Source organism: Cloacibacterium caeni, assembly GCF_907163125.1.
GTDB lineage: Bacteria > Bacteroidota > Bacteroidia > Flavobacteriales > Weeksellaceae > Cloacibacterium > Cloacibacterium caeni_B.
Genome location: NZ_OU015319.1, coordinates 1 through 18,790 on the forward strand (window position 1 = coordinate 1; position 18,790 = coordinate 18,790).

Genomic DNA, 18,790 nt, shown 5'->3' on the forward strand with positions numbered 1-18,790 from the left:
AACAATCAGAAGGCGCCTATATTTCTCCATTAATGGAAAATTTCGTGACTTTCCTTCATAAAAATGCTTTTGTCATTATCGAAGAGGCGGAATTAAGTGCTTTCGAAACACAAAAAGCAGAAGAAATTCTCGTAATTTCTGATGAAAAAGGAGTTTTTTCGGTTTCAAAAATTAGAAATAAAGAATTTGGCAACGAAAGATTCTCTGCAATGGTAGAATCTTGGAGCAATAGTTTTGCTTAAAATTGACGAACTCGGCAATCAACCTTTTTTGGAGTCAATTACCGAGTTCTTTTATTGAGAGTTTAGATAAAAACTCAGTTTAAGCGATAATTATTTCTAAAAGAAATGCTAAATTTTTGTTAAACATTCTGCCTCAACTTTTACCTCTCCCTTTACCTTTACCTTTACCTCAGCCTAATTCAAGCTCACATCTTCTGGAGAATTGGCCCAAAGCAAATAATCTCCGCCTAGATTTTGCATGATTTTTTTCCAGAGGGTATGATCATTGGGTGAGGTGTAATCCAATTGAAAAAGGTCTACCACCGTCCACATTTTATTCTGAATTTCTTGGTCTAATTGGTAAGGACTCCATCCAGAATAACCTGTGAATATTTTGAGTTCTTCTTTGCTGAGGTCTTGGTTCACCATTGCAGAAACGATTTCTTCTTGCTGTTCTGTAAGATAGAAATTTTCATCTATTGGTAAATATTCAGAAGTGATAGGTTTTCCTTTAACCAAAAAAAATACTCGGTCATTTTCTACTGGCCCGCCTTCATAAACGTCAATTTCTTGTCCTAATAAATGCTTCATGTTATCGCTCAAGAAGTAATTTTTTTTATTTAAAATAAATCCAAAAGCACCATGAGCATCATGCTCTATAATCAATACTACGGAGCGAGAAAATATGTCACCCGAAATATCAGGTGTAGAAATTAAAATTTTACCTTTGTAAGAATTATTCATTACTCAAATTTAAAAAAAAATTTTGATGGAAAATCTTCATGATAAAAGAAAAGTATACGATAAGTCACAATTATTAGAAAGCGAAATTAAAGAAAATCCTATCGAAATGTTTAGAGATTGGTTTCTAGATGCAGAAGAAAGTCCTTCTGTTTCAGAAGCGAATGCGATGGCTATTTCTACGGTAGAGGATGATGGTTGCCCTAGAACCAGAATGGTTTTGCTAAAGGCTTATACTTGGGAAGGTTTTATTTTTTACACCAATTATGATAGCAAAAAAGGGAAGGCTCTTCAAAAAAATAATAAGGCTTGTCTTCACTTTTTTTGGCCAGGCTTAGAAAGACAGATTATCATAAAAGCGGATTTAGAAAAAGTGGCTGAGAATTTAAGTGATGGCTATTTCAGTTCAAGACCAAGAGGAAGTCAATTAGGTGCAGCAGTTTCTCCGCAGAGTTCTGTAATTCCTAATCGAGAATATTTAGAAGATAAATTAGCAGCATTAGAAAAAGAATACGAAGGAAAAGATATTCCTAGACCTAAAAACTGGGGAGGTTTTATTGCCAAACCTTATCAGATAGAGTTTTGGCAAGGAAGACCTAACCGTTTGCATGATAGAATTATCTACGAGCTTAATGAAAATTACGATTGGAAAATATCAAGATTAGCTCCATAAGAAAAGCCTCACTAAAAAGTGAGGCTTAATTCTTTTGAATAATTTGAATTATTTCTTTTTAGCACCTGATACAGCAGCAGCTAAATCAGCACCAGCTTTGAATTTTGCAACTTTTTTAGCAGCAATTTTGATTGGTTTTTTAGTTGCAGGGTTAATACCTTGTCTTGCAGCTCTTTCAGCTACTGAGAAAGTACCAAAACCAACTAAAGCAACTTTACCATCTTTTTTCTTAAGAGTAGCAGTTACGTTAGCAACGAAAGACTCAAGAGCAGCTTTAGCAGCAACTTTAGTAATACCGGCATCTTTTGCCATTGCGTCGATTAATTCAGACTTGTTCATAGTTATAAATATTAATTGTTAATTTGTTACGTAAGACAAATATATAACAATTTTCATATTGTGCAAATTTTTTTCACAATATTAATAATAATTATAGTTTTTTCTATAAATTAACGAGAAAATGATAATTGTTATCTATTACAAGAAATAGGCTTTTCCGAGCATTGAAATTCTTTTTATATGCTTTGAATAGAGTGTTTTTTAAATAAGCGTTTAATGAATTTCTAAATTATGAATTTGTTAATTTGATATTTTTTTTCCTCTTTTTTGTTATTAAATATAATGTTTAACTTGTTTATCTGCTAAAATGTCTTTTTTTAAAGGGAATTTGGCAAAATATTATATTTGTTTAAATCTCAGATAATTCTTTACTAATCAATTAATTTATTTTAAATTTGTGCCATGTTAATAGAAGTTTTTAAATCAAAAATTCATCGTGTTACGGTTACTGCTTCTGACCTTAATTACATCGGCAGTATTACAGTAGACGAAGACCTTATTGATGCCGCAGGTTTAGTGGTAGGAGAGAGAGTTTACATCGTAAATGTAAATAATGGCGAACGTTTTGATACTTATGTTATAAAAGGTAAAAGAAAATCTGGTGAAATTTGTCTCAACGGACCAGCCGCTAGAAAAGTGCAAAAAGGAGATGTAATCATCATTATTTCTTATGCGCAAATGTCTGTAGAGGAAGCACAAAACTTCCAACCGAAAATTATTTTCCCAGACGAAAAAACCAATCTTCTTACTTAATCGCTATTCTTTTGGAAAATCAAAAAAAATCATCGTCTCTTAAAACAGTTTCTACGGTACTGGTATCTATTGCTTTTGCAGCCCTTTTTATGTGGTTTGCATTAAAAGGACTGGATTTTACAAATATCAAAGCCTCTTTAGCTAAAGCCAATTATCTTTGGGTTTTTGCCGCAATGATTTTTGGGTTATTAGCTTATTGGTTCAGAGCAGTTCGTTGGAATTTACTATTAGAACCTATGGGTTACCAGATTTCTAATTCTAATTCATTGTGGACGATTTCTTTCGGGTATCTCATGAATCTTACCATTCCTAGAAGTGGTGAATTAGCACGTTCTACTGCTTTATATGGCGTAGAAAAAGTACCGGTAGATAAATCTTTCGGAACCATCATTTTAGAAAGAGTAGTAGATTTATTCTGTATGTTAGGATTTTTGGTTCTTACAGTGGTTTTTAAAGAAGACGCTATTATTACTTTTTACCAAAAATCTGGAATTAAAATAAATCCTACCTATATCATTGGCGGAATCGCAGTTTTGGTTATAGGAACTTTTATTTTTTTTAAATTCAAAGACAAGTTTACCCATCTTCCTTTCATTGGAAAGGTGATAGAATTTGTAGAAGGAATTTTTCATGGATTAACTACCATTTTCAAACTCAAGCAAAAAGGAAAATTTATTATATTATCTATCGCGATTTGGATTTCTTATTATTTGGCAGCGTATTTAGTGTGTTTCGCATTGCCAGAAACTTCAAGTTTTACATTTGCAGACGGATTTTTCTTAATTGTAGTAGGAACATTAGGAATGATGGTTCCCGCTTCTGGAGGAATTGGAGCATTTCACCTAGCTATGAAATTAGGTATTTCTGCCCTATTTCTTTCTATGGGAAAAGATGCTAAATTGGGAGGTGAAGTAGGATTAAGCTATGCTTTTATTTCTCATACCATGCAATTGGTGATTATGCTTGTGATGGGACTTATTTCTATTCCTATGCTTGCAAAAGCTAGAAATGAAGCGGTAAAATCAAAAGAAATATCACAATAATTGATAGAAAAGAACTTTTTTGGTCGAATTCTAAAGAATTAATTTTTTTGAAAGATTTATTGGTTCAATTTAGATAAGAGTTTTTTTTTAAATAAGTCAATTTGGCAGTTAAATGTTTTATTTTCTCCAAAGGCAAGAAAATTGACACCAATAGAATAAAAAGAGAGCATTCTCTAAAAAATAAAATATTATGACAATAGACAACCAACAAGTAGTTGCACTCAACTATGTTCTTCACACAGATGGAGAGAATAACGAAAAAGTTCTTGTAGAAAAATCAGATGCGGGAAATCCGCTTACTTTTTTATATGGAGTGGGAATGATGATTCCAAAATTTGAAGAAAGCATCAAAGGATTAACTTCTGGCGATAAAGCTTCTTTCACTATTTTGCCAGCAGAAGGTTACGGCGAAAGAAATCCTCAAGCAATTGCACAATTGCCTTTAGAAATGTTCAATGAATCAGGAATGCCACCAGTTGGTGCAATTCTTCCACTTTCAGACAACCAAGGAAATAATTTCCAAGCAGTAGTGGTAGAAGTTACTTCAGAAGTTGTAGTAGCAGACCTTAATCACCCAATGGCTGGAAAAACTTTATATTTCGATGTAGAAATAGTAGATCATAGAGAAGCTACTGAAGAAGAATTGGCGCATGGACATGCACACGGAATTGATGGTAACTCTGGTCACTAATTTCTAATCTTTTTTTGAAATTATACCTAAAAAAATATTTTAAAAACAAAAAATCCCGAAAATTTAGACTGCACCCAAAAGTTTAGACAAAATTAAACAATATTTTCAAAGGAAAGAGTTCGGTACTGTACCGGACTCTTTCCTTTGAGATTGAGTCTTATTCTATCATTGTTGTAATAGTGAATGTACTTCACTATTTCCATCTTAAGTTCCTGAATGGAACCAAACTTTCTGGCATAAAACATTTCTGATTTTATCGTTCCAAAAAAGTTTTCTATCACCGCATTGTCCAAACAGTTTCCTTTTCGGGACATACTTTGAATAATACCTTTTTCTTTTAACAAGTTTTGGTAATGTTTCATTTGATATTGCCAACCTTGATCAGAATGTAGAATGATGTTTTGTGTAGATTTTACTTTTCTGAATGATTTCTTTAGCATTCTGATGATTTGGCTAAACACAGGTCTTTCAGATAAGTCAAAACTGACAATTTCACCATTAAATAAATCGATGATTGGAGATAGATAAAGTTTATTACCCGATACATTAAACTCTGTAACATCGGTTGCCCATTTCTGATTAGGAGTGTCCGATTTGAAATTCCTCTGTAGAACATTGGGCGCAATTTTCCCTTGCTCTCCCTTGTAAGATTTATATTTCTTCACTCGGATAATACTCTTTAAACCTAATATTTTCATAAGTCGTAAAACAGTTTTGTGATTAATCAAAATTCCTTTTTCTTTCAAAAGCAAAGTAATTCTTCTATAGCCCAACCTTCCTTTGTGACGATGATAAATCTGCTTAATCATTTCTTTTATTTCCGCATATTTATCTTTCATTTGAAAGCGTTTTCGATAGTAATAAAAACTGCTTCTTGCCATCGATGTACAATTCAGCAGTACTGCTAAATCAAAGTCCTGCCTTAACTCTTCGATGGCTTTGGATTTTTCCTTTCCTGAATTAAGGCTTCTAACTTTTTTAAAATGGCGTTCTCGGCTTCTAAATAATAAATCCTCTCCAACAGTTCTTCCTCCCTTGTTAAGGGTTTGCCTGTTTTCTTTTTTTTTCGCTTGTAATTACTCATGGTTTTAGGTCTTCCTCTGGGTCTGTTTTCTAAACCTAAAATACCATTTTTTTTATAATTACGCTGCCAACTAAGAATACTGGACTCCGCAGGAATATTAAACCTTCTCGACGCTTCTTTTAAACTTAAATTCTCTTTCTCAATTACTGATAAAATCTTTAATTTAAAATCTTTTGTGTAATGCGTATTGGAAAGCCGAACAAGTCCTGAAACTCCATAAAGTTCATAAAATTTTATCCATTTACGAACCAAGGAACCACAAACTCCAATGCGTTTTCCTAAATCGTCTGTTCCAATATCCCCTTTGTGATATCTCTTTATAGCTTTTAATTTAAAGTCTAATGAATATTTACTTTTCCCCATAAAAAATGCCCCTAAAAAGTGTCTAACTTTTTGGGGGCAGTCCATTTTCGGGATTTTATTTTATAACATGGAACAGAATTCTAAAGATCCTTTACATGGGAAAAGATTAGATGCCATTCTCGAAGAATTGGTAGATTATTACAATGGTTTCGAAGAACTGGGAAAGCAAATAAACATTCGTTGTTTCAACGAAAATCCAAGCATCAATTCTTCGCTTAAATTCCTGCGAAAAACAGATTGGGCAAGGAAAAAAGTGGAAAGTCTTTATCTCTATGTTTTGAGGCAAAAGAAGAAAAATAAATAATTGTTTTTAGTACATGTTAAAAATTAATAAACCGCAAAAGAGACAAAAGAAAGGATTGAAAACAAGTATTTCAAAAGTAAAAAAAGTAAAATATTCTACTTTTTTTACTTTTGGATTGCTTTAAGAAATAAAAAGCTTTTGTCTCTTTTGTGGTTTTAAAAATCATTTTAAAAACTTGTCATGTTCTAAAATAATTTTGGCTGATTAGGTAATTAAAAAAAAGTAAAATCGGCAGAATCCGCAAAATCTGCGAGAATTTTATTTTAATCCAAAAATTTCCCCGAAACATAATACCATTTTTTATCTACCTTTTTAAAAGTGGATAACTCATGATGAATGTTTTCTTTCCCGAATTTATCTGTGAAATACGCCTTAAATTCTACTTCTTTTTCGCTGGAATTGATGATTTCCAGTTTTGTCCAAGTGTTTTCTTTTCCCCAAACTTCCAATTCACTTTTGTCATGGAATTTTCTTTTGCTGGGCAATGTGGTTTGCCATAAATATTCTCCATTCGGAATGGCAAATGCAGTATAACGAGAACGCATCAGTTCTTCCGCAGTTTTAGGAAACTCTTTTTTAGAATGAAAAGGTTCGCAACATTCTTCGTACAATTTTCCTGAACAACAAAGACAAAGATTTTTCAAATTTTAGATTTTAGATTTTAGATGGGTTGTCATTTTCAATTTTCAACTTTCCATTAACCAAAAGCTCTTTTCAATAAACTTTCTACTTTCGGTTCGCTTCCTCTGAAATTTTTATACAATTCCATAGGGTCTTTTGTTCCGCCACTTTCGAGCAACGTTTTAAATTTTTTAGAAATTAAAGGTTCAAAGACCCCGTTTTCTTTGAAATATTGAAAAGCATCTGCATCTAATACTTCTGCCCACTTGTAAGAATAATATCCCGCAGAATATCCACCTTGGAAAATATGTGAGAAACTTGTGCTAACAGCTGTTTCTGCTAGAGTAGGATAAACTTGAGTCGCTTTGATGGTTTCGGTTTCAAAGGTTTTTACATCTTCTACTTTTACGTTTTCGGCGTGATAAGACATGTCCAAAATTCCGAAACTAAGTTGTCTCAAAGTTTGATAGCCTTCCATAAAGTTTTTAGAATCTTCTATTTTCTTAATTTTTTCATCTGGTAAAACTTCACCCGTTTGATAATGTTTTGCAAATGTTTTTAAGAATTCTGGTTCGTAACAGTAATTTTCTAAAAATTGTGAAGGCAATTCTACAAAATCCCATTTTACAGAAGTTCCAGAAAGATTAGGATATTGAGTGTTTGCCAAAACACCATGTAAAGCATGCCCGAATTCATGGAAAAGCGTGGTGACTTCATTGAAAGTCAATAAACTTGGTGTTTCAGCGGTAGGTTTGGTAAAATTACAAACTACAGAAATATGCGGTCTGTGGTTTTCACCATTTTTGATGTATTGATTTTTAAAACTCGTCATCCATGCTCCCGCTCTTTTTCCCTTTCTTGGATGATAATCAGCATATAGTAATGCTTTCAGCTTTCCGCTTTCTGCTGTCTGCTCTGCTGATTGCTGATTGCTGATTGCTGATTGCTCATAAATTTCATACGTTTTCACATCAGCGTGATATTTTTGAATGTCAGTGGTTTCTACAAATTCTAACCCGAAAAGTTTTCCTGCTAACCCGAAAACTGCTTCTTGTACTTTGTCTAACTGAAAATAAGGTTTCAATTCTTCATCATTGAAATCAAATTTTTGTTTTCTGAGTTTTTCGGCATAATAAGCGTGGTCATAACTTTGCATTTCTGTAATTCCATCAGCTTTTGCTAAAACGGAAAGCTCTTCCACATCTTTTTGAGCAAAAGGTTTTGCTTTAGTCAATAATTCGTTCAAAAATTCTAACACTTTCTGCGGAGATTTTGCCATTCTTTCTTCTAAAACATAATCTGCAAAAGATTTGTAGCCTAATAATTGCGCTTTTTCTTGACGAAGTTGTACCAATTCTTTGATGAGATTTTGGTTATCAAATTCACCGCCGTCAAAAGATTTTTTTCCGTTTGCAATTGCCAATTCCTTTCTCAATTCGCGATTTTCTGCATAAGTAAGAACGGGTAATAAACTCGGGAATTGAAGCGTAATCACATAACCTTCTAGATTTCTTTCTTTTGCTTCTTCTTCATATTGCGCAAGAATTGCCTCTGGAATTCCAGCCAAATCTTCTTTGTTGGTCAAGTGTTTATAATATTGATTGGTCGCTGCCAAAACATTTTGTCCGAATTGTAAAGATTTTTTAGAAAGCTCAATATTGATATTCTTGAGTTGTTCTTTTTTCTCGTCATTCAGCAATGCACCGTTTCTTACAAAACCTTTGTAGGTTTCTTCTAGAAGCATTTTTTGCTCTTCGTTAAGCGTATAATGGTCTTTTTCATCGTACACTTTTTTAATTCTTGAAAAAAGTTGTTCGTTTTGCGAAATTTTCGAAGCAAATTCCGTTAATAAAGGCGAAACTTCTTGTGCGATTTGTTGAATTTCGTCATTGGTTTCGGCAGAATTTAGATTAAAGAAAATATTAGAAACCACATCTAATTGTTCGCCAGAATAAGCCAATGCTTCGATGGTGTTTTCGAAAGTAGGCGTTTCAGGATTTTGAGTGATTTCTTGTATTTCTTGCAAAGATTTGTCTATCAGTTCTTTAAATGCAGGTAAGTAATGTTCTTCTTTTATTTCTGCAAATGGAGCGGATTGATATTTTGTATTGAAGGATTGTAAAAGTGGATTTGTCATCGTCTGTTCAAATTTTGGACTGTAAATTTAGTTAAATTAAAAATATTTACCTTTAAGGAATCACAAAATAAACATTATAACACTATGAAAAAGTTTTTGAAAATCCTTTTGGCAATTCTAGCCGTTTTGGTGATTGCCATGTTTGTCATTGGTGAAAAATACCACTATGAAAAATCGATTGTCATTAATGCTCCTGCAGAAAAAGTGTATTCACATCTTAATTCTATGAAAGCATTTAATGAATGGAATCCTTGGATGAAATTAGACCCGCAGTTGCAATCTACCTATTCTGGAGTTTCTGGTCAGATTGGCGATAAACATTGCTGGAAAAGTGATAAAAAAGATGTAGGAAATGGTTGCCAAGAAATTACGGCGCTTATTCCAAATCAGAAACAAAGCACTAAAATGGCTTTTGAAGGTCAAGGTGAAGCCACTTCTGATATTGTATTGACGCAAGATGGAAATGCTACTAAAGTGGTTTGGACGCTAGATGCAGAAATGGAATATCCTTCTAATCTTATGAAGCCAATGATGGATTACTGGATGGGGAAATCGTATGAAGAAGGACTCCAAAATTTGAAAAAACTTTCAGAAAAACCTTAATGTAAAGATTTTAGAAATATTAAAAACGGGAAATTTCCTAGTCATGGTCGGAAGAAAATTCCGGCCATTTTTTATGTTAAGTTTTAAAAACCTTGTCGGGATTTCCTCCAGCAAAAATGATTAATATAGCGGTAATCATATCCCGAATTTCCATTGCAATACGTCTTTTGGCGGTTTTGTATCCCAAATCGTTTACTTTTTTATAAATCAGAAGTAGCATAGAAGCAATCATGGTCATATAAATCATTACTTCGATTCCGTTTTTGTTCATTGATACCAAATGACTTAGATTGAGTTCCTGCTTTAGGAATCTAAAAAACACTTCAATATCCCAACGTTTTCTGTAATAATCTGCAATTTCTTTTGCCGAAAGTTCAAATTCATTGGTCAAAAACCAAAATTCTTTGTCTTTTTTTTCGTTTTTGATGACTACTAGTCGGAAACAAGTTTCTACTTTTTCTTCACGATGATGAATATTCCCACGTTTATTCAAAACTGGTTTTCCAGTGTAAAGCTTTACTTTGCTGTCTTTCATCACTTCCCAGTCATCCCATTTTTGAGATTTTTTTCCATCAAGAAAAGATTCTATTTCTTCAAATTTGCGGTTTTCTTTACTTCGGATAATGAATTTTACCGATTTTTCATCAAAATCTTTCATCACTCTTGTGGATTGCAAACCCCTGTCTATCACGTAAATATTCTCGTGATGTTCTTCTTTTTTTACTTGTTTCAGAATAGCTTCGGGAAGTGCGGCTTCCTCTGACGAATATTTTTGTCCAGTAAAGACTTCGACACCTGAAGGCAAAATTCCATCAAATGAAAAACTGAATTTCACCAGTTTCTTCCCACTTTTCTGGTCGATTCCTTCTTTGAGTTTGGCGCAGGTATCGGCAACAATGGTGCTGTCAACCCTGATTAGGTTGTACTTTTCGATTTCGGTCTTCGAATAAAGTTCAGAAAACCTTCCGTACATCTGCTCGTAAATTTCTTTAAAATAATTGGAATCGATTTTGGAAAGCCTTTCAGAGATAGAACTTCTGCGTACTTTTTCCTCTTCACCCAAACCAAACAAGGCTTTGAAACCACTGCTGTTAAAGGTGTCTTCTAAGGTTCTTTGGCTTAATTTTTCATTATCAAAAATACAAAATAAAAGCAAATAAAACATTTTCTTACCGTGAAGCACTTTGCTATAGTGGTCTACTTTAGAAGTTGCAGAAAGATGGGTTAAAAGCGCTTCGGGAATAAACTCCAAAACTTGCTTGAGGGAGATTTTGTGGTCTTTAAAAACTGACATAATTAATTGATTATCAGCTATAAAGATACGAAATTAAATTCAAATAAACAAGTTAAATAATTGATAATCAACCTGTTAAATCACTTCATCTTCACAACAAAAAAAAACAAAAAAGTCGGAAGAAAAATCTTCCGACCATGACTAGAAATTTCCCGTTTTTTTATTTTTCGGTATTTCAAAAGAGAATTTTATCTTCGCTGAATATTTTAATGAAAATGCTGGTAAAAGATTATGATAAAACTGCACTGAGAAATTTTGTGAAAGACACGATTTCTGGGAAGATAAAAACGCTGGAGTTTTATCTCAACTTTACTTTGGAAGCAACGAGAGAAGTAAAGAAAACTTCTAAGTATGATTCGATAAGGGAAGAAATGCAAGAAGAAATTTATCACTTGGATAAACAAATGTTTGCGCTCAAAACCATGCAAAAGAAAATGAATCAGGTGCTTCATCATTCTTCGGATAGAGTAAAACTAGGTTCGCTGGTCATTACCAATAAAGCCAGATTTTATCTTTCGGTTTCTCTTGGTGAGTTTTTTTATGAAGGAGATCGGTTTTATGCGATTTCAGAAGAAAGTCCGATGGCTAAAATCATGTTAGGCAAAACCGAAGGCGAAGAATTTGTTCTCAATAGAATTCACCAAAAAATTGAAAAAATTATTTAATTAATTTTGTCAAATATCAATAAGAGCGGACTTTAGTCCGCTTAGTAATAATCAATCATTCCATTTGGCTTTAGCCAAAACTTAACAGCTTTTTTTAAAAATGAACAATTCAGAAATTTTAAAACAAATCATAGAAAGCAGAAAAAGTACGTATCCCAAAGATTATACTGGCGAAGAAATTTCTCAGGAAATCTTAGATGAAATCTTAAGTTCTGCACAGTTTGCTCCCAATCACAAGAAAACAAAACCTTGGAGATTTAGAGTCTTTAGAGGAGAAGAAAAACAGCAACTGGCAAAAGAAATTCAGAAAATTTATAAAGAAACGACGCCAGAACAATTGTTTTTAGAGAAAAAGTATCTTGATTTTGCTGAAAAAATTGCCAAAACAGACACCGTTGTTACCATTTCTGTAAATTTCAGTGGTTTGCTTCCAGAATGGGAAGAAATTGCAGCCACTTCTATGGCGGTTCAGAATATGTATTTAACTTGTGCGGCAAATCAAATAGGTTGTTATTGGAGTTCTCACACAGTAATAAATCATCTCGGTGAGTTTCTGAATTTAAAAGAAAATCAACGTTGTCTCGGATTGTTTTATTTAGGTAAAGTTTAAGTTTCAGCTTCCAATAACAAACGCTGGTCAAAATTTTTTTGAAACAAAATATTTTACTATCTTTGCACACTTAAAAATATTAACAGGGACGAGTTCCCATAAATTCACAACAATATGTCAGTAAAAATTAGATTACAAAGACACGGTAAAAAAGGAAAACCTTTTTTCCACATCGTAGTAGCAGATGCTAGAGCAAGAAGAGACGGTAGATTCATCGAGAAATTAGGAATTTACAATCCAATTACTAACCCAGCAACGATTGAACTAGATGTAGATTCAGCTGTTAAATGGTTAAACAATGGTGCTCAACCAACTGATACTGCAAGAGCTATCCTTTCTTACAAAGGTGCTTTATACAAAAAACACTTACAAGGTGGTGTAGCAAAAGGTGCTTTCGACGAAGCTGAAGCTGAAAAAAGATTCAACGCTTGGTTAGAAGCTAAAGAAGCTGCTGTAAACGCTAAAAAAGACGGTTTAACTCAGTCTAAAGAAGCTGCTAAAAAAGCTGCTCTAGAAGCTGAAGCTAAAGTGAACGAAGCTAGAATTGCTGCTGCTGCTCAAGCAGAAGCTGATGCTAAAGCTGCTGAAGAAGCTGCAAACGCAGAACCTGTAGCTGAAGAAACTACTGAAGAAACTCCAGCTGCTGAAGCTGAAGGAACTGAAGCAGAAGCATAACAATTTTAGAAATAAAATGTACTAAAGACGCAATTTATTGCGTCTTTATTCTTTTAAAACAAAGTATATTTGCATCATAAAACCAAATAAAATTTTTTTGGTTTTTAAAAATTTAAAAATATCAACCCATGAAAAAAGAAGATTGCTATTTTTTAGGAAAAATTACCAGAAAACACGGTCTAAAGGGAAATGTAATTATAAAACTAGATACAGATCAACCAGAATTATACAATAAACTGGAAGGGATTTTTGTAGAAGTGAACGGACTTCTCGTGCCTTTTTTTGTGGAAAAGCAACAATGGGGAAATGATAATTCTAAAATCATTACTTTCAAGAATTCTTCTGAACAATTGGTAGAACAATCTATTGGCAAATATGTTTTTTTACCACTTTCTACCTTGCCTAAACTTTCAGGAAATCAATTTTATTATCACGAAGTCATTGGGTATGAAATCAGAGAAGAAGATGGTAAATCTTGCGGAAACATTGTAGAAATAAACGACCAAACTGCACAGCATTACTTTATCCTAAAATTAGCAGATAAAGAAATCATCATTCCGATTATTAAAAACTGGATTCTAGAAGTAAACCGTGAAGAAAAATTTATCAAAATGCAATTGCCAGAAGGTTTGATGGATGTTTTCTTAACGCCATCTAAGAATGACGAGCAATAAAATTATTCTTTTCGAAAACTAATTTTTAAAACCGTAAAAATCTCCGCGTTACATCAAAAATTACGCCAAAATTTCTTATTTTTGCTGAATAATTATGAAGTCATGAGTAAGAAGACCATTAAAGAAATTTTAGGAGATTATAAAAAACTTTTACATCACGATATTACCATTCAAGGTTGGGTGAGAGCATTCCGTTCTAACCGTTTCATCGCATTGAATGACGGTTCTACCATTAATAATCTTCAAATTGTAGTAGATTTCGAAAATTTCGACGAAGAAATCATCAAAAATATTAAAACTGCTTCTTCACTTAAAATTACCGGTGAGGTAGTAGAGAGTGAAGGAAAAGGTCAAGATATAGAAATCATTGCGAAGAAAATTACAATTCTTGGTGATAATTTTTCTGAAGAAATGGAAAAAACTGTTCTTCAGCCAAAAAAGCACTCTTTGGAAGTTCTTCGTGAGCAGGCGCATCTTAGATTCAGAACCAATCTTTTCGGGGCGGTTTTCAGAGTGAGAAGTGCTGTTAGTTTTGCGATTCACCAGTTCTTTAACCAAAATCATTTCTTTTACATGAACACGCCAATTATTACTGGTGCCGATGCAGAAGGTGCTGGTGAAATGTTTGGAGTGACGAATTTTGATTTAAACCAAATTCCAAGAGATGAAAACGGCGACATCGATTTTGCACAAGATTTCTTTGGCAAAAAAACCAATTTGACGGTTTCTGGTCAGTTAGAAGCGGAAACTGCAGCAATGGGATTAGGTAGAGTGTATACTTTTGGGCCTACTTTCCGTGCTGAGAATTCTAATACGACACGTCACCTTGCAGAATTCTGGATGGTAGAACCAGAAGTAGCTTTCAATAATTTGGAAGATAATATCGATTTGGCTGAAAATTTCTTGAAATATGTAATTGGCTATGTTTTAGAAAATTGCAAGTTTGATTTGAAGTTTTTAGACCAGAGATTTGCTGAAGAACAAAAACAAAAACCAGAAAAAGATAGAGCAAAAGAAGGTTTGATAGAAAAACTAGAAAACGTAATCAAAAAACGTTTCATGAGAGTTTCTTATTCTGAAGCCATCGAAATTCTATTGAATTCTAAAGAAAATAAAAAAGGAAAATTCCAGTTCCCAATTGAAGAATGGGGGGCAGATTTACAATCAGAACACGAGCGTTATTTGGTAGAAAAACACTTCGAGTCTCCAGTAGTTTTATTTGATTATCCTAAGGAAATCAAAGCATTCTACATGAGATTAAACGAAGATGGAAAAACAGTAGCAGCAATGGACGTACTTTTCCCTGGAATTGGAGAAATCATTGGTGGTTCACAAAGAGAGGAAAGATTAGATGTTTTGAAAACCAAAATGCAAGAAATGCATATTGATGAGCACGAACTTTGGTGGTATTTAGATACTAGAAAATTCGGTTCTGTTCCGCATGCTGGTTTCGGTTTAGGTCTAGAAAGATTAATTCTTTTCGTAACGGGAATGACTAATATTAGAGACGTAATTCCTTTCCCTAGAACTCCGAAAAACGCTGAGTTTTAAGGGGAATAAGGTTGTGTCTAGATGTTTTTTAGTCTACAGCCTTAAAATTTCATAAAACTAATAACCAAATGCTTATAAAATTTAACAACATCGAGGAAAAGATAATTACCTTGAGAAATGAAAAAGTAATTATCGATAGTGATGTAGCAGAATTGTATGGAGTAGAAACTAAAAGAATAAATGAAGCGGTAAAAAACAATCCAGAAAAATTTCCGCATGGATATATTTTAGAGATTGACAAAACAGAGATTGAAGATTTGCGGTCGAAATTTTCGACCACAAAATGGTCGTCAAAATCTAGAGTTTTGCCAAAAGCTTTTACAGAAAAGGGTTTATATATGTTGGCTACAATTTTGAAAAGTCAAAAAGCAACACAAACGACCATCGCTATTATTGAAACTTTTACAAAAATTAGAGAATTATCTCGTACTGTTTCAGAATTGGCAGAAGTGAAAGATGAAAGTGAACAAAAATCTTTGATGCAAAAAAGTGGTGAAATTATTTCTGATATATTGGGAGAAGAAATGAAAACGACAGATACAGAAACCACTGTAGAACTCAATTTTGCGGTATTGAAATTTAAACATACCATCAAAAGAAAAACCGATAAATAAATTTTATAAAAATAATTTTTAAAAATATAACACTCCAAAAATTCAAATTGATAATTTTGAATTTCTAAATAATAAACAATGCTCAAACAAAACCTACAAATAAAATTAGGACAAAAATTAGCTCCTCAGCAAATTCAGTTGATGAAGTTGATACAGCTTCACACGCTAGAATTTCAGGAAGAGTTAGAGCGTGAGTTAGAAGAAAATCCTGCCTTGGAAGTCGTTAAAGAAGACAGTGGTGATGAGGACGATTTTAGCAGTTTAGACTCGGATTACGAAAGTGAAGGAAGCGAAAGCATAGATACTGATTTTGATGTAGATGAATATTTGTATGATGATGAGCCTTCTTATAAAACCGCTTCTAGCAATTTTTCTGCAGATGACGAAGATTTTGATAACGAAAGTTTATTAACAGAAGGACAATCTTTGTATGATTATTTGATGGAGCAAATCCACTTATCAAGTATAGATGATGATGATTTGAAAATTGCTGAATACATCATCGGAAATCTAGATAATGATGGCTATTTAAGAAGAGAAATAAAAGCTATAGTAGATGATTTGGCTTTTTCGCAAGGGATTTATACCACTCAAGAAAAAGTAAAGGAAATACTAGAAAATTATGTGCAAAAACTTGATCCAGCTGGAGTAGGAGCGAGAAATTTACAAGAATGCTTGTTGCTACAGATAGAGAAAAAAGTGAGTCGTGATAAAGCGGTAATTCTTGCAGGAAATATTTTAAGACATCAGTTTGATGCTTTAATCAATAAGCATTACGGCAAAATCATTAACAAATATGATATAGAAGAAGAAGATTTAAAAGAAGCACTGGAAGTGATTTCTAAATTGTCTCCAAAAGTTGGCGGTAATTTTGATACGCAAACCATCACCATCAATCAAGAGATTATTCCAGATTTTGTGATTCAGATAAAAGATGGAAATGTAATCCCATTGTTGAATAGTAGAAATGCACCTACACTTAGAGTTTCTGAGGAATACAAAGAAATTTTAAGCACTTATTCTCACGATAAAAACTCTGCGGAACATAAACAAGCCGCACTTTTCATCAAACAAAAGTTAGATGCTGCAAAATGGTACATAGATGCCATTAACCAGAGACAGAATACGCTGATGCAAACCATTTCAGCAATTGTAAAATTACAGAAAGAATATTTCTTAACGGGAGATGAAAAAAACATCAAACCGATGATTCTGAAAGATGTAGCAGATATCACAGGATTTGATATTTCTACCATTTCTAGAGTGGTGAAAAGCAAGTATGCAGACACACCAAGTGGAATTATTTTGCTTAAAAATTTATTCTCAGATTCATTGACGAATGATGATGGCGAAGAAGTTTCGACCAAGGAAATTAAAAATCACTTACAAGAAGTCATCAGTCATGAAGACAAGAGAAAACCTCTTACAGACGACGCTTTGGTAGATGTTTTGAAGGAAAAAGGATACAATATTGCCAGAAGAACCATCGCAAAATACAGAGAACAACTCAATATTCCAGTCGCAAGATTGAGAAAAGAATTATAATATAAAAAACCTTCAGAATTCTGAAGGTTTTTTTGTTGTTTATTGTTCCTGTTCTATTTTTTGCAATTGCTCTAGATTTCTGCTCAGTCTGCTCATAATAATTCCGTAAACTATTCTGTAATATAGCCAAATCAAGAGAACGCCTAAACCAATACTAATCACAATTCCAGTGATAAATCCTATCAAAGTGGCTTGGTTTAAATGAATGTTTTGAGCTTGCAACACATTCATAATGAAATAAGTAATAATCCCCGAAAAAACAATCAATAAACCAATATTAGTGAAGATAAATAAGTTGACCGTTCTTTTGAACTTAATAATCTGAAGAATAAAATTTTTCAAATTGCATTCTACCTTAATTTTTAGGTAATTTCTGTAAAAAAGAAAAACAAAAATCGCTGTAATCAGTAAACTGAAAACTTTTAGGGCAAAATAAAGATGCTCAAAATTCATTTCTACATCATCATTCATTTGTACGCCTAGTTTTTCTAAAATATTAGTAAAACTATTGCTTCTTTGAGTAGAAAAAATCGTACAAATCCCAACGATGGCGAAAAATAAAAATTCTGCCAAACTTATCCAGAAAATATATTTCACATAGTTGGTAGATTTTTTGTTGAGCATTCCTTCTATTTCAGACGTGTTATACACATCAGAAACGGGTTGTTCCTGCCAAGATTTTTTAAATTGGTCTATATTGAAATCTTCATTAAGCATGTTGAGTCATCAATTCTTTAAGTGTTTTTTTGAGTCTGTTCATTTTTACACGGGCATTTACTTCCGTAATCCCTAGGTTTTCTGCAATATCACGGTAAGGCAAATCGTCTAAATACATCATCACAATCGCACGTTCTACTTTTGGGAGCATTTTTATCACCTTATAAAGCAGGGTAATTTGTTGTTGCTTTTCGTCATCATCTTCTACATAATCTCTGTGGTGAAAATCCATCAATTCATCAGTTTGAGGAGATTTCGTTTTCTTTCGGAAAAGCGTAATGGCCGTATTGAGCGCTACTCTGTACATCCAAGTAGAAATTTTGGACTGTCCTTTGAATGAGTCGTAACTGCGCCAAAGTTGTAACACAATTTCTTGAAAAAGATCCTGTTCATCTTCCAGAGAATTGGTATATAATCTGGAGACTTTTATAATAAGCCCCTGATTTTCCTTTACCAACTTAGAAAATTCTTTTTGTTTAGAATCCAATTTTTTAGAAATTAAAGAGCGAAGATAAGAAAATGCGCTCATTAATGAATGCCAAAACATATTTTTTTTCTTGGGCGCCAAATTCCTCGTTCCGCTCCCGCTTTTTTGTTTTTTAGATTCTTCCACTTCGCTCAGAATGACAAAAAACAAAAAGAGCTCCGCTTAACTCGGGGCGCAAGTTTAGGGATTTTTAGAAACCAATTTTTTTTAAAATAACTTTCAGTGAAAAATACAACCAACCCTTTCTGCGTTTTTTGAGGAATCTGTAAAACGCAGAAAGGGTTCAGAAAAATAAAAATACATTCCACAACATCCAACCTCTAACCTCTAACATCTGACATCTGACATCTGATGTCTAACATTCAAAATTTCCGTATCTTTGCAC

Annotated in this window: 21 protein-coding genes and 1 pseudogene; 14 read left to right on the top strand and 8 right to left on the bottom strand. The window is 33.1% G+C overall.

Going from position 1 to position 18,790, the window contains the following annotated elements:
- Window positions 1–242 (top strand): annotated as a pseudogene (locus KKQ79_RS00005) (aminotransferase class IV); the annotation flags it as partial.
- 174 nt (window positions 243–416) lie between these two features.
- On the opposite strand, the gene KKQ79_RS00010 reads toward KKQ79_RS00005, so the two are convergent.
- Window positions 417–965, bottom strand: coding sequence for a YqgE/AlgH family protein (locus KKQ79_RS00010; RefSeq protein WP_213188428.1), 549 nt, complete (start codon window positions 963–965; stop codon window positions 417–419).
- A gap of 25 nt (window positions 966–990) precedes the next feature.
- Here KKQ79_RS00010 and pdxH point away from each other — a divergent pair, with 25 nt between their 5' ends.
- Window positions 991–1,635 carry a pyridoxamine 5'-phosphate oxidase gene (gene pdxH, locus KKQ79_RS00015; protein WP_213188429.1) on the top strand — a complete coding sequence of 215 codons (645 nt, stop codon included), beginning with the start codon at window positions 991–993 and terminating at the stop codon, window positions 1,633–1,635.
- A gap of 48 nt (window positions 1,636–1,683) precedes the next feature.
- On the opposite strand, the gene KKQ79_RS00020 is transcribed toward pdxH, so the two are convergent.
- Window positions 1,684–1,974: an HU family DNA-binding protein gene (locus KKQ79_RS00020; protein ID WP_069798629.1), complete on the bottom strand. Its 291-nt coding sequence runs from the start codon at window positions 1,972–1,974 to the stop codon at window positions 1,684–1,686.
- A 402-nt stretch (window positions 1,975–2,376) separates the two neighbouring features.
- On the opposite strand from KKQ79_RS00020, the gene panD reads away from it, so the two are divergent.
- The 3 genes from panD (at window position 2,377) to KKQ79_RS00035 (ending at window position 4,461) form a co-directional block, all read left to right on the top strand.
- Window positions 2,377–2,727, top strand: a complete 351-nt coding sequence (panD, locus tag KKQ79_RS00025) for an aspartate 1-decarboxylase (protein WP_069798631.1) — start codon at window positions 2,377–2,379, stop codon at window positions 2,725–2,727.
- 11 nt (window positions 2,728–2,738) lie between these two features.
- Window positions 2,739–3,770 (top strand): lysylphosphatidylglycerol synthase transmembrane domain-containing protein, encoded by a 1,032-nt coding sequence (locus KKQ79_RS00030; protein WP_213188430.1) that lies wholly within the window; start codon window positions 2,739–2,741, stop codon window positions 3,768–3,770.
- A gap of 190 nt (window positions 3,771–3,960) precedes the next feature.
- Window positions 3,961–4,461, top strand: coding sequence for an FKBP-type peptidyl-prolyl cis-trans isomerase (locus KKQ79_RS00035; RefSeq protein ID WP_213188431.1), 501 nt, complete (start codon window positions 3,961–3,963; stop codon window positions 4,459–4,461).
- Window positions 4,462–4,553: 92 nt separating this feature from the next.
- Here the strand turns inward: KKQ79_RS00035 and KKQ79_RS00040 are convergent.
- A protein-coding gene (locus KKQ79_RS00040; protein ID WP_213190638.1) for an IS3 family transposase occupies window positions 4,554–5,908 on the bottom strand; the annotation gives its coding sequence in 2 pieces (ribosomal slippage) (window positions 4,554–5,434 and window positions 5,434–5,908; 1,356 coding nt in all).
- 67 nt (window positions 5,909–5,975) lie between these two features.
- On the opposite strand from KKQ79_RS00040, the gene KKQ79_RS00045 reads away from it, so the two are divergent.
- Complete coding sequence (locus KKQ79_RS00045) at window positions 5,976–6,212, top strand: VF530 family protein (RefSeq protein ID WP_104794300.1); 237 nt, start codon at window positions 5,976–5,978, stop codon at window positions 6,210–6,212.
- 263 nt (window positions 6,213–6,475) lie between these two features.
- Here the strand turns inward: KKQ79_RS00045 and KKQ79_RS00050 are convergent, their stop codons facing one another.
- Window positions 6,476–6,856, bottom strand: a complete 381-nt coding sequence (locus KKQ79_RS00050) for a YchJ family protein (RefSeq protein WP_213188432.1) — start codon at window positions 6,854–6,856, stop codon at window positions 6,476–6,478.
- A gap of 53 nt (window positions 6,857–6,909) precedes the next feature.
- Window positions 6,910–8,970, bottom strand: a complete 2,061-nt coding sequence (locus KKQ79_RS00055) for a M3 family metallopeptidase (RefSeq protein ID WP_213188433.1) — start codon at window positions 8,968–8,970, stop codon at window positions 6,910–6,912.
- 84 nt (window positions 8,971–9,054) lie between these two features.
- Here KKQ79_RS00055 and KKQ79_RS00060 point away from each other — a divergent pair, with 84 nt between their 5' ends.
- Window positions 9,055–9,573, top strand: a complete 519-nt coding sequence (locus tag KKQ79_RS00060; RefSeq protein ID WP_213188434.1) for an SRPBCC family protein — start codon at window positions 9,055–9,057, stop codon at window positions 9,571–9,573.
- A 76-nt stretch (window positions 9,574–9,649) separates the two neighbouring features.
- Here KKQ79_RS00060 and KKQ79_RS00065 read toward each other — a convergent pair whose 3' ends face one another.
- Window positions 9,650–10,867: an IS4 family transposase gene (locus tag KKQ79_RS00065; protein WP_213188435.1), complete on the bottom strand. Its 1,218-nt coding sequence runs from the start codon at window positions 10,865–10,867 to the stop codon at window positions 9,650–9,652.
- Between the two features lie 137 nt (window positions 10,868–11,004).
- Here KKQ79_RS00065 and KKQ79_RS00070 point away from each other — a divergent pair, with 137 nt between their 5' ends.
- The 7 genes from KKQ79_RS00070 (at window position 11,005) to rpoN (ending at window position 17,201) form a co-directional block, all read left to right on the top strand.
- Window positions 11,005–11,532, top strand: coding sequence for a GreA/GreB family elongation factor (locus KKQ79_RS00070; protein WP_250131148.1), 528 nt, complete (start codon window positions 11,005–11,007; stop codon window positions 11,530–11,532).
- Window positions 11,533–11,632: 100 nt separating this feature from the next.
- On the top strand, window positions 11,633–12,142 hold the full coding sequence (locus KKQ79_RS00075) for a nitroreductase family protein (protein WP_213188436.1): 510 nt from the start codon (window positions 11,633–11,635) through the stop codon (window positions 12,140–12,142).
- A gap of 114 nt (window positions 12,143–12,256) precedes the next feature.
- Window positions 12,257–12,817, top strand: coding sequence for a 30S ribosomal protein S16 (locus KKQ79_RS00080; protein ID WP_069798862.1), 561 nt, complete (start codon window positions 12,257–12,259; stop codon window positions 12,815–12,817).
- Between the two features lie 128 nt (window positions 12,818–12,945).
- Window positions 12,946–13,491, top strand: a complete 546-nt coding sequence (rimM, locus tag KKQ79_RS00085; protein ID WP_213188437.1) for a ribosome maturation factor RimM — start codon at window positions 12,946–12,948, stop codon at window positions 13,489–13,491.
- Between the two features lie 102 nt (window positions 13,492–13,593).
- Window positions 13,594–15,042, top strand: a complete 1,449-nt coding sequence (gene asnS, locus KKQ79_RS00090; RefSeq protein WP_213190640.1) for an asparagine--tRNA ligase — start codon at window positions 13,594–13,596, stop codon at window positions 15,040–15,042.
- Window positions 15,043–15,110: 68 nt separating this feature from the next.
- Complete coding sequence (locus KKQ79_RS00095) at window positions 15,111–15,656, top strand: ORF6N domain-containing protein (protein WP_213188438.1); 546 nt, start codon at window positions 15,111–15,113, stop codon at window positions 15,654–15,656.
- Window positions 15,657–15,734: 78 nt separating this feature from the next.
- A complete protein-coding gene (rpoN, locus tag KKQ79_RS00100) occupies window positions 15,735–17,201 on the top strand; it encodes an RNA polymerase factor sigma-54 (RefSeq protein ID WP_213188439.1) in 1,467 nt (488 codons plus the stop codon).
- Between the two features lie 39 nt (window positions 17,202–17,240).
- Here rpoN and KKQ79_RS00105 read toward each other — a convergent pair whose 3' ends face one another.
- Window positions 17,241–17,918, bottom strand: a complete 678-nt coding sequence (locus KKQ79_RS00105; protein WP_213188440.1) for a beta-carotene 15,15'-monooxygenase — start codon at window positions 17,916–17,918, stop codon at window positions 17,241–17,243.
- Entirely contained in the window at window positions 17,911–18,405 is a 495-nt protein-coding gene (locus KKQ79_RS00110) for an RNA polymerase sigma factor (protein ID WP_104794334.1), read from the bottom strand. The genes KKQ79_RS00105 and KKQ79_RS00110 overlap by 8 nt, the downstream gene beginning before the upstream one ends.
- Window positions 18,406–18,790 lie beyond the last annotated feature (385 nt).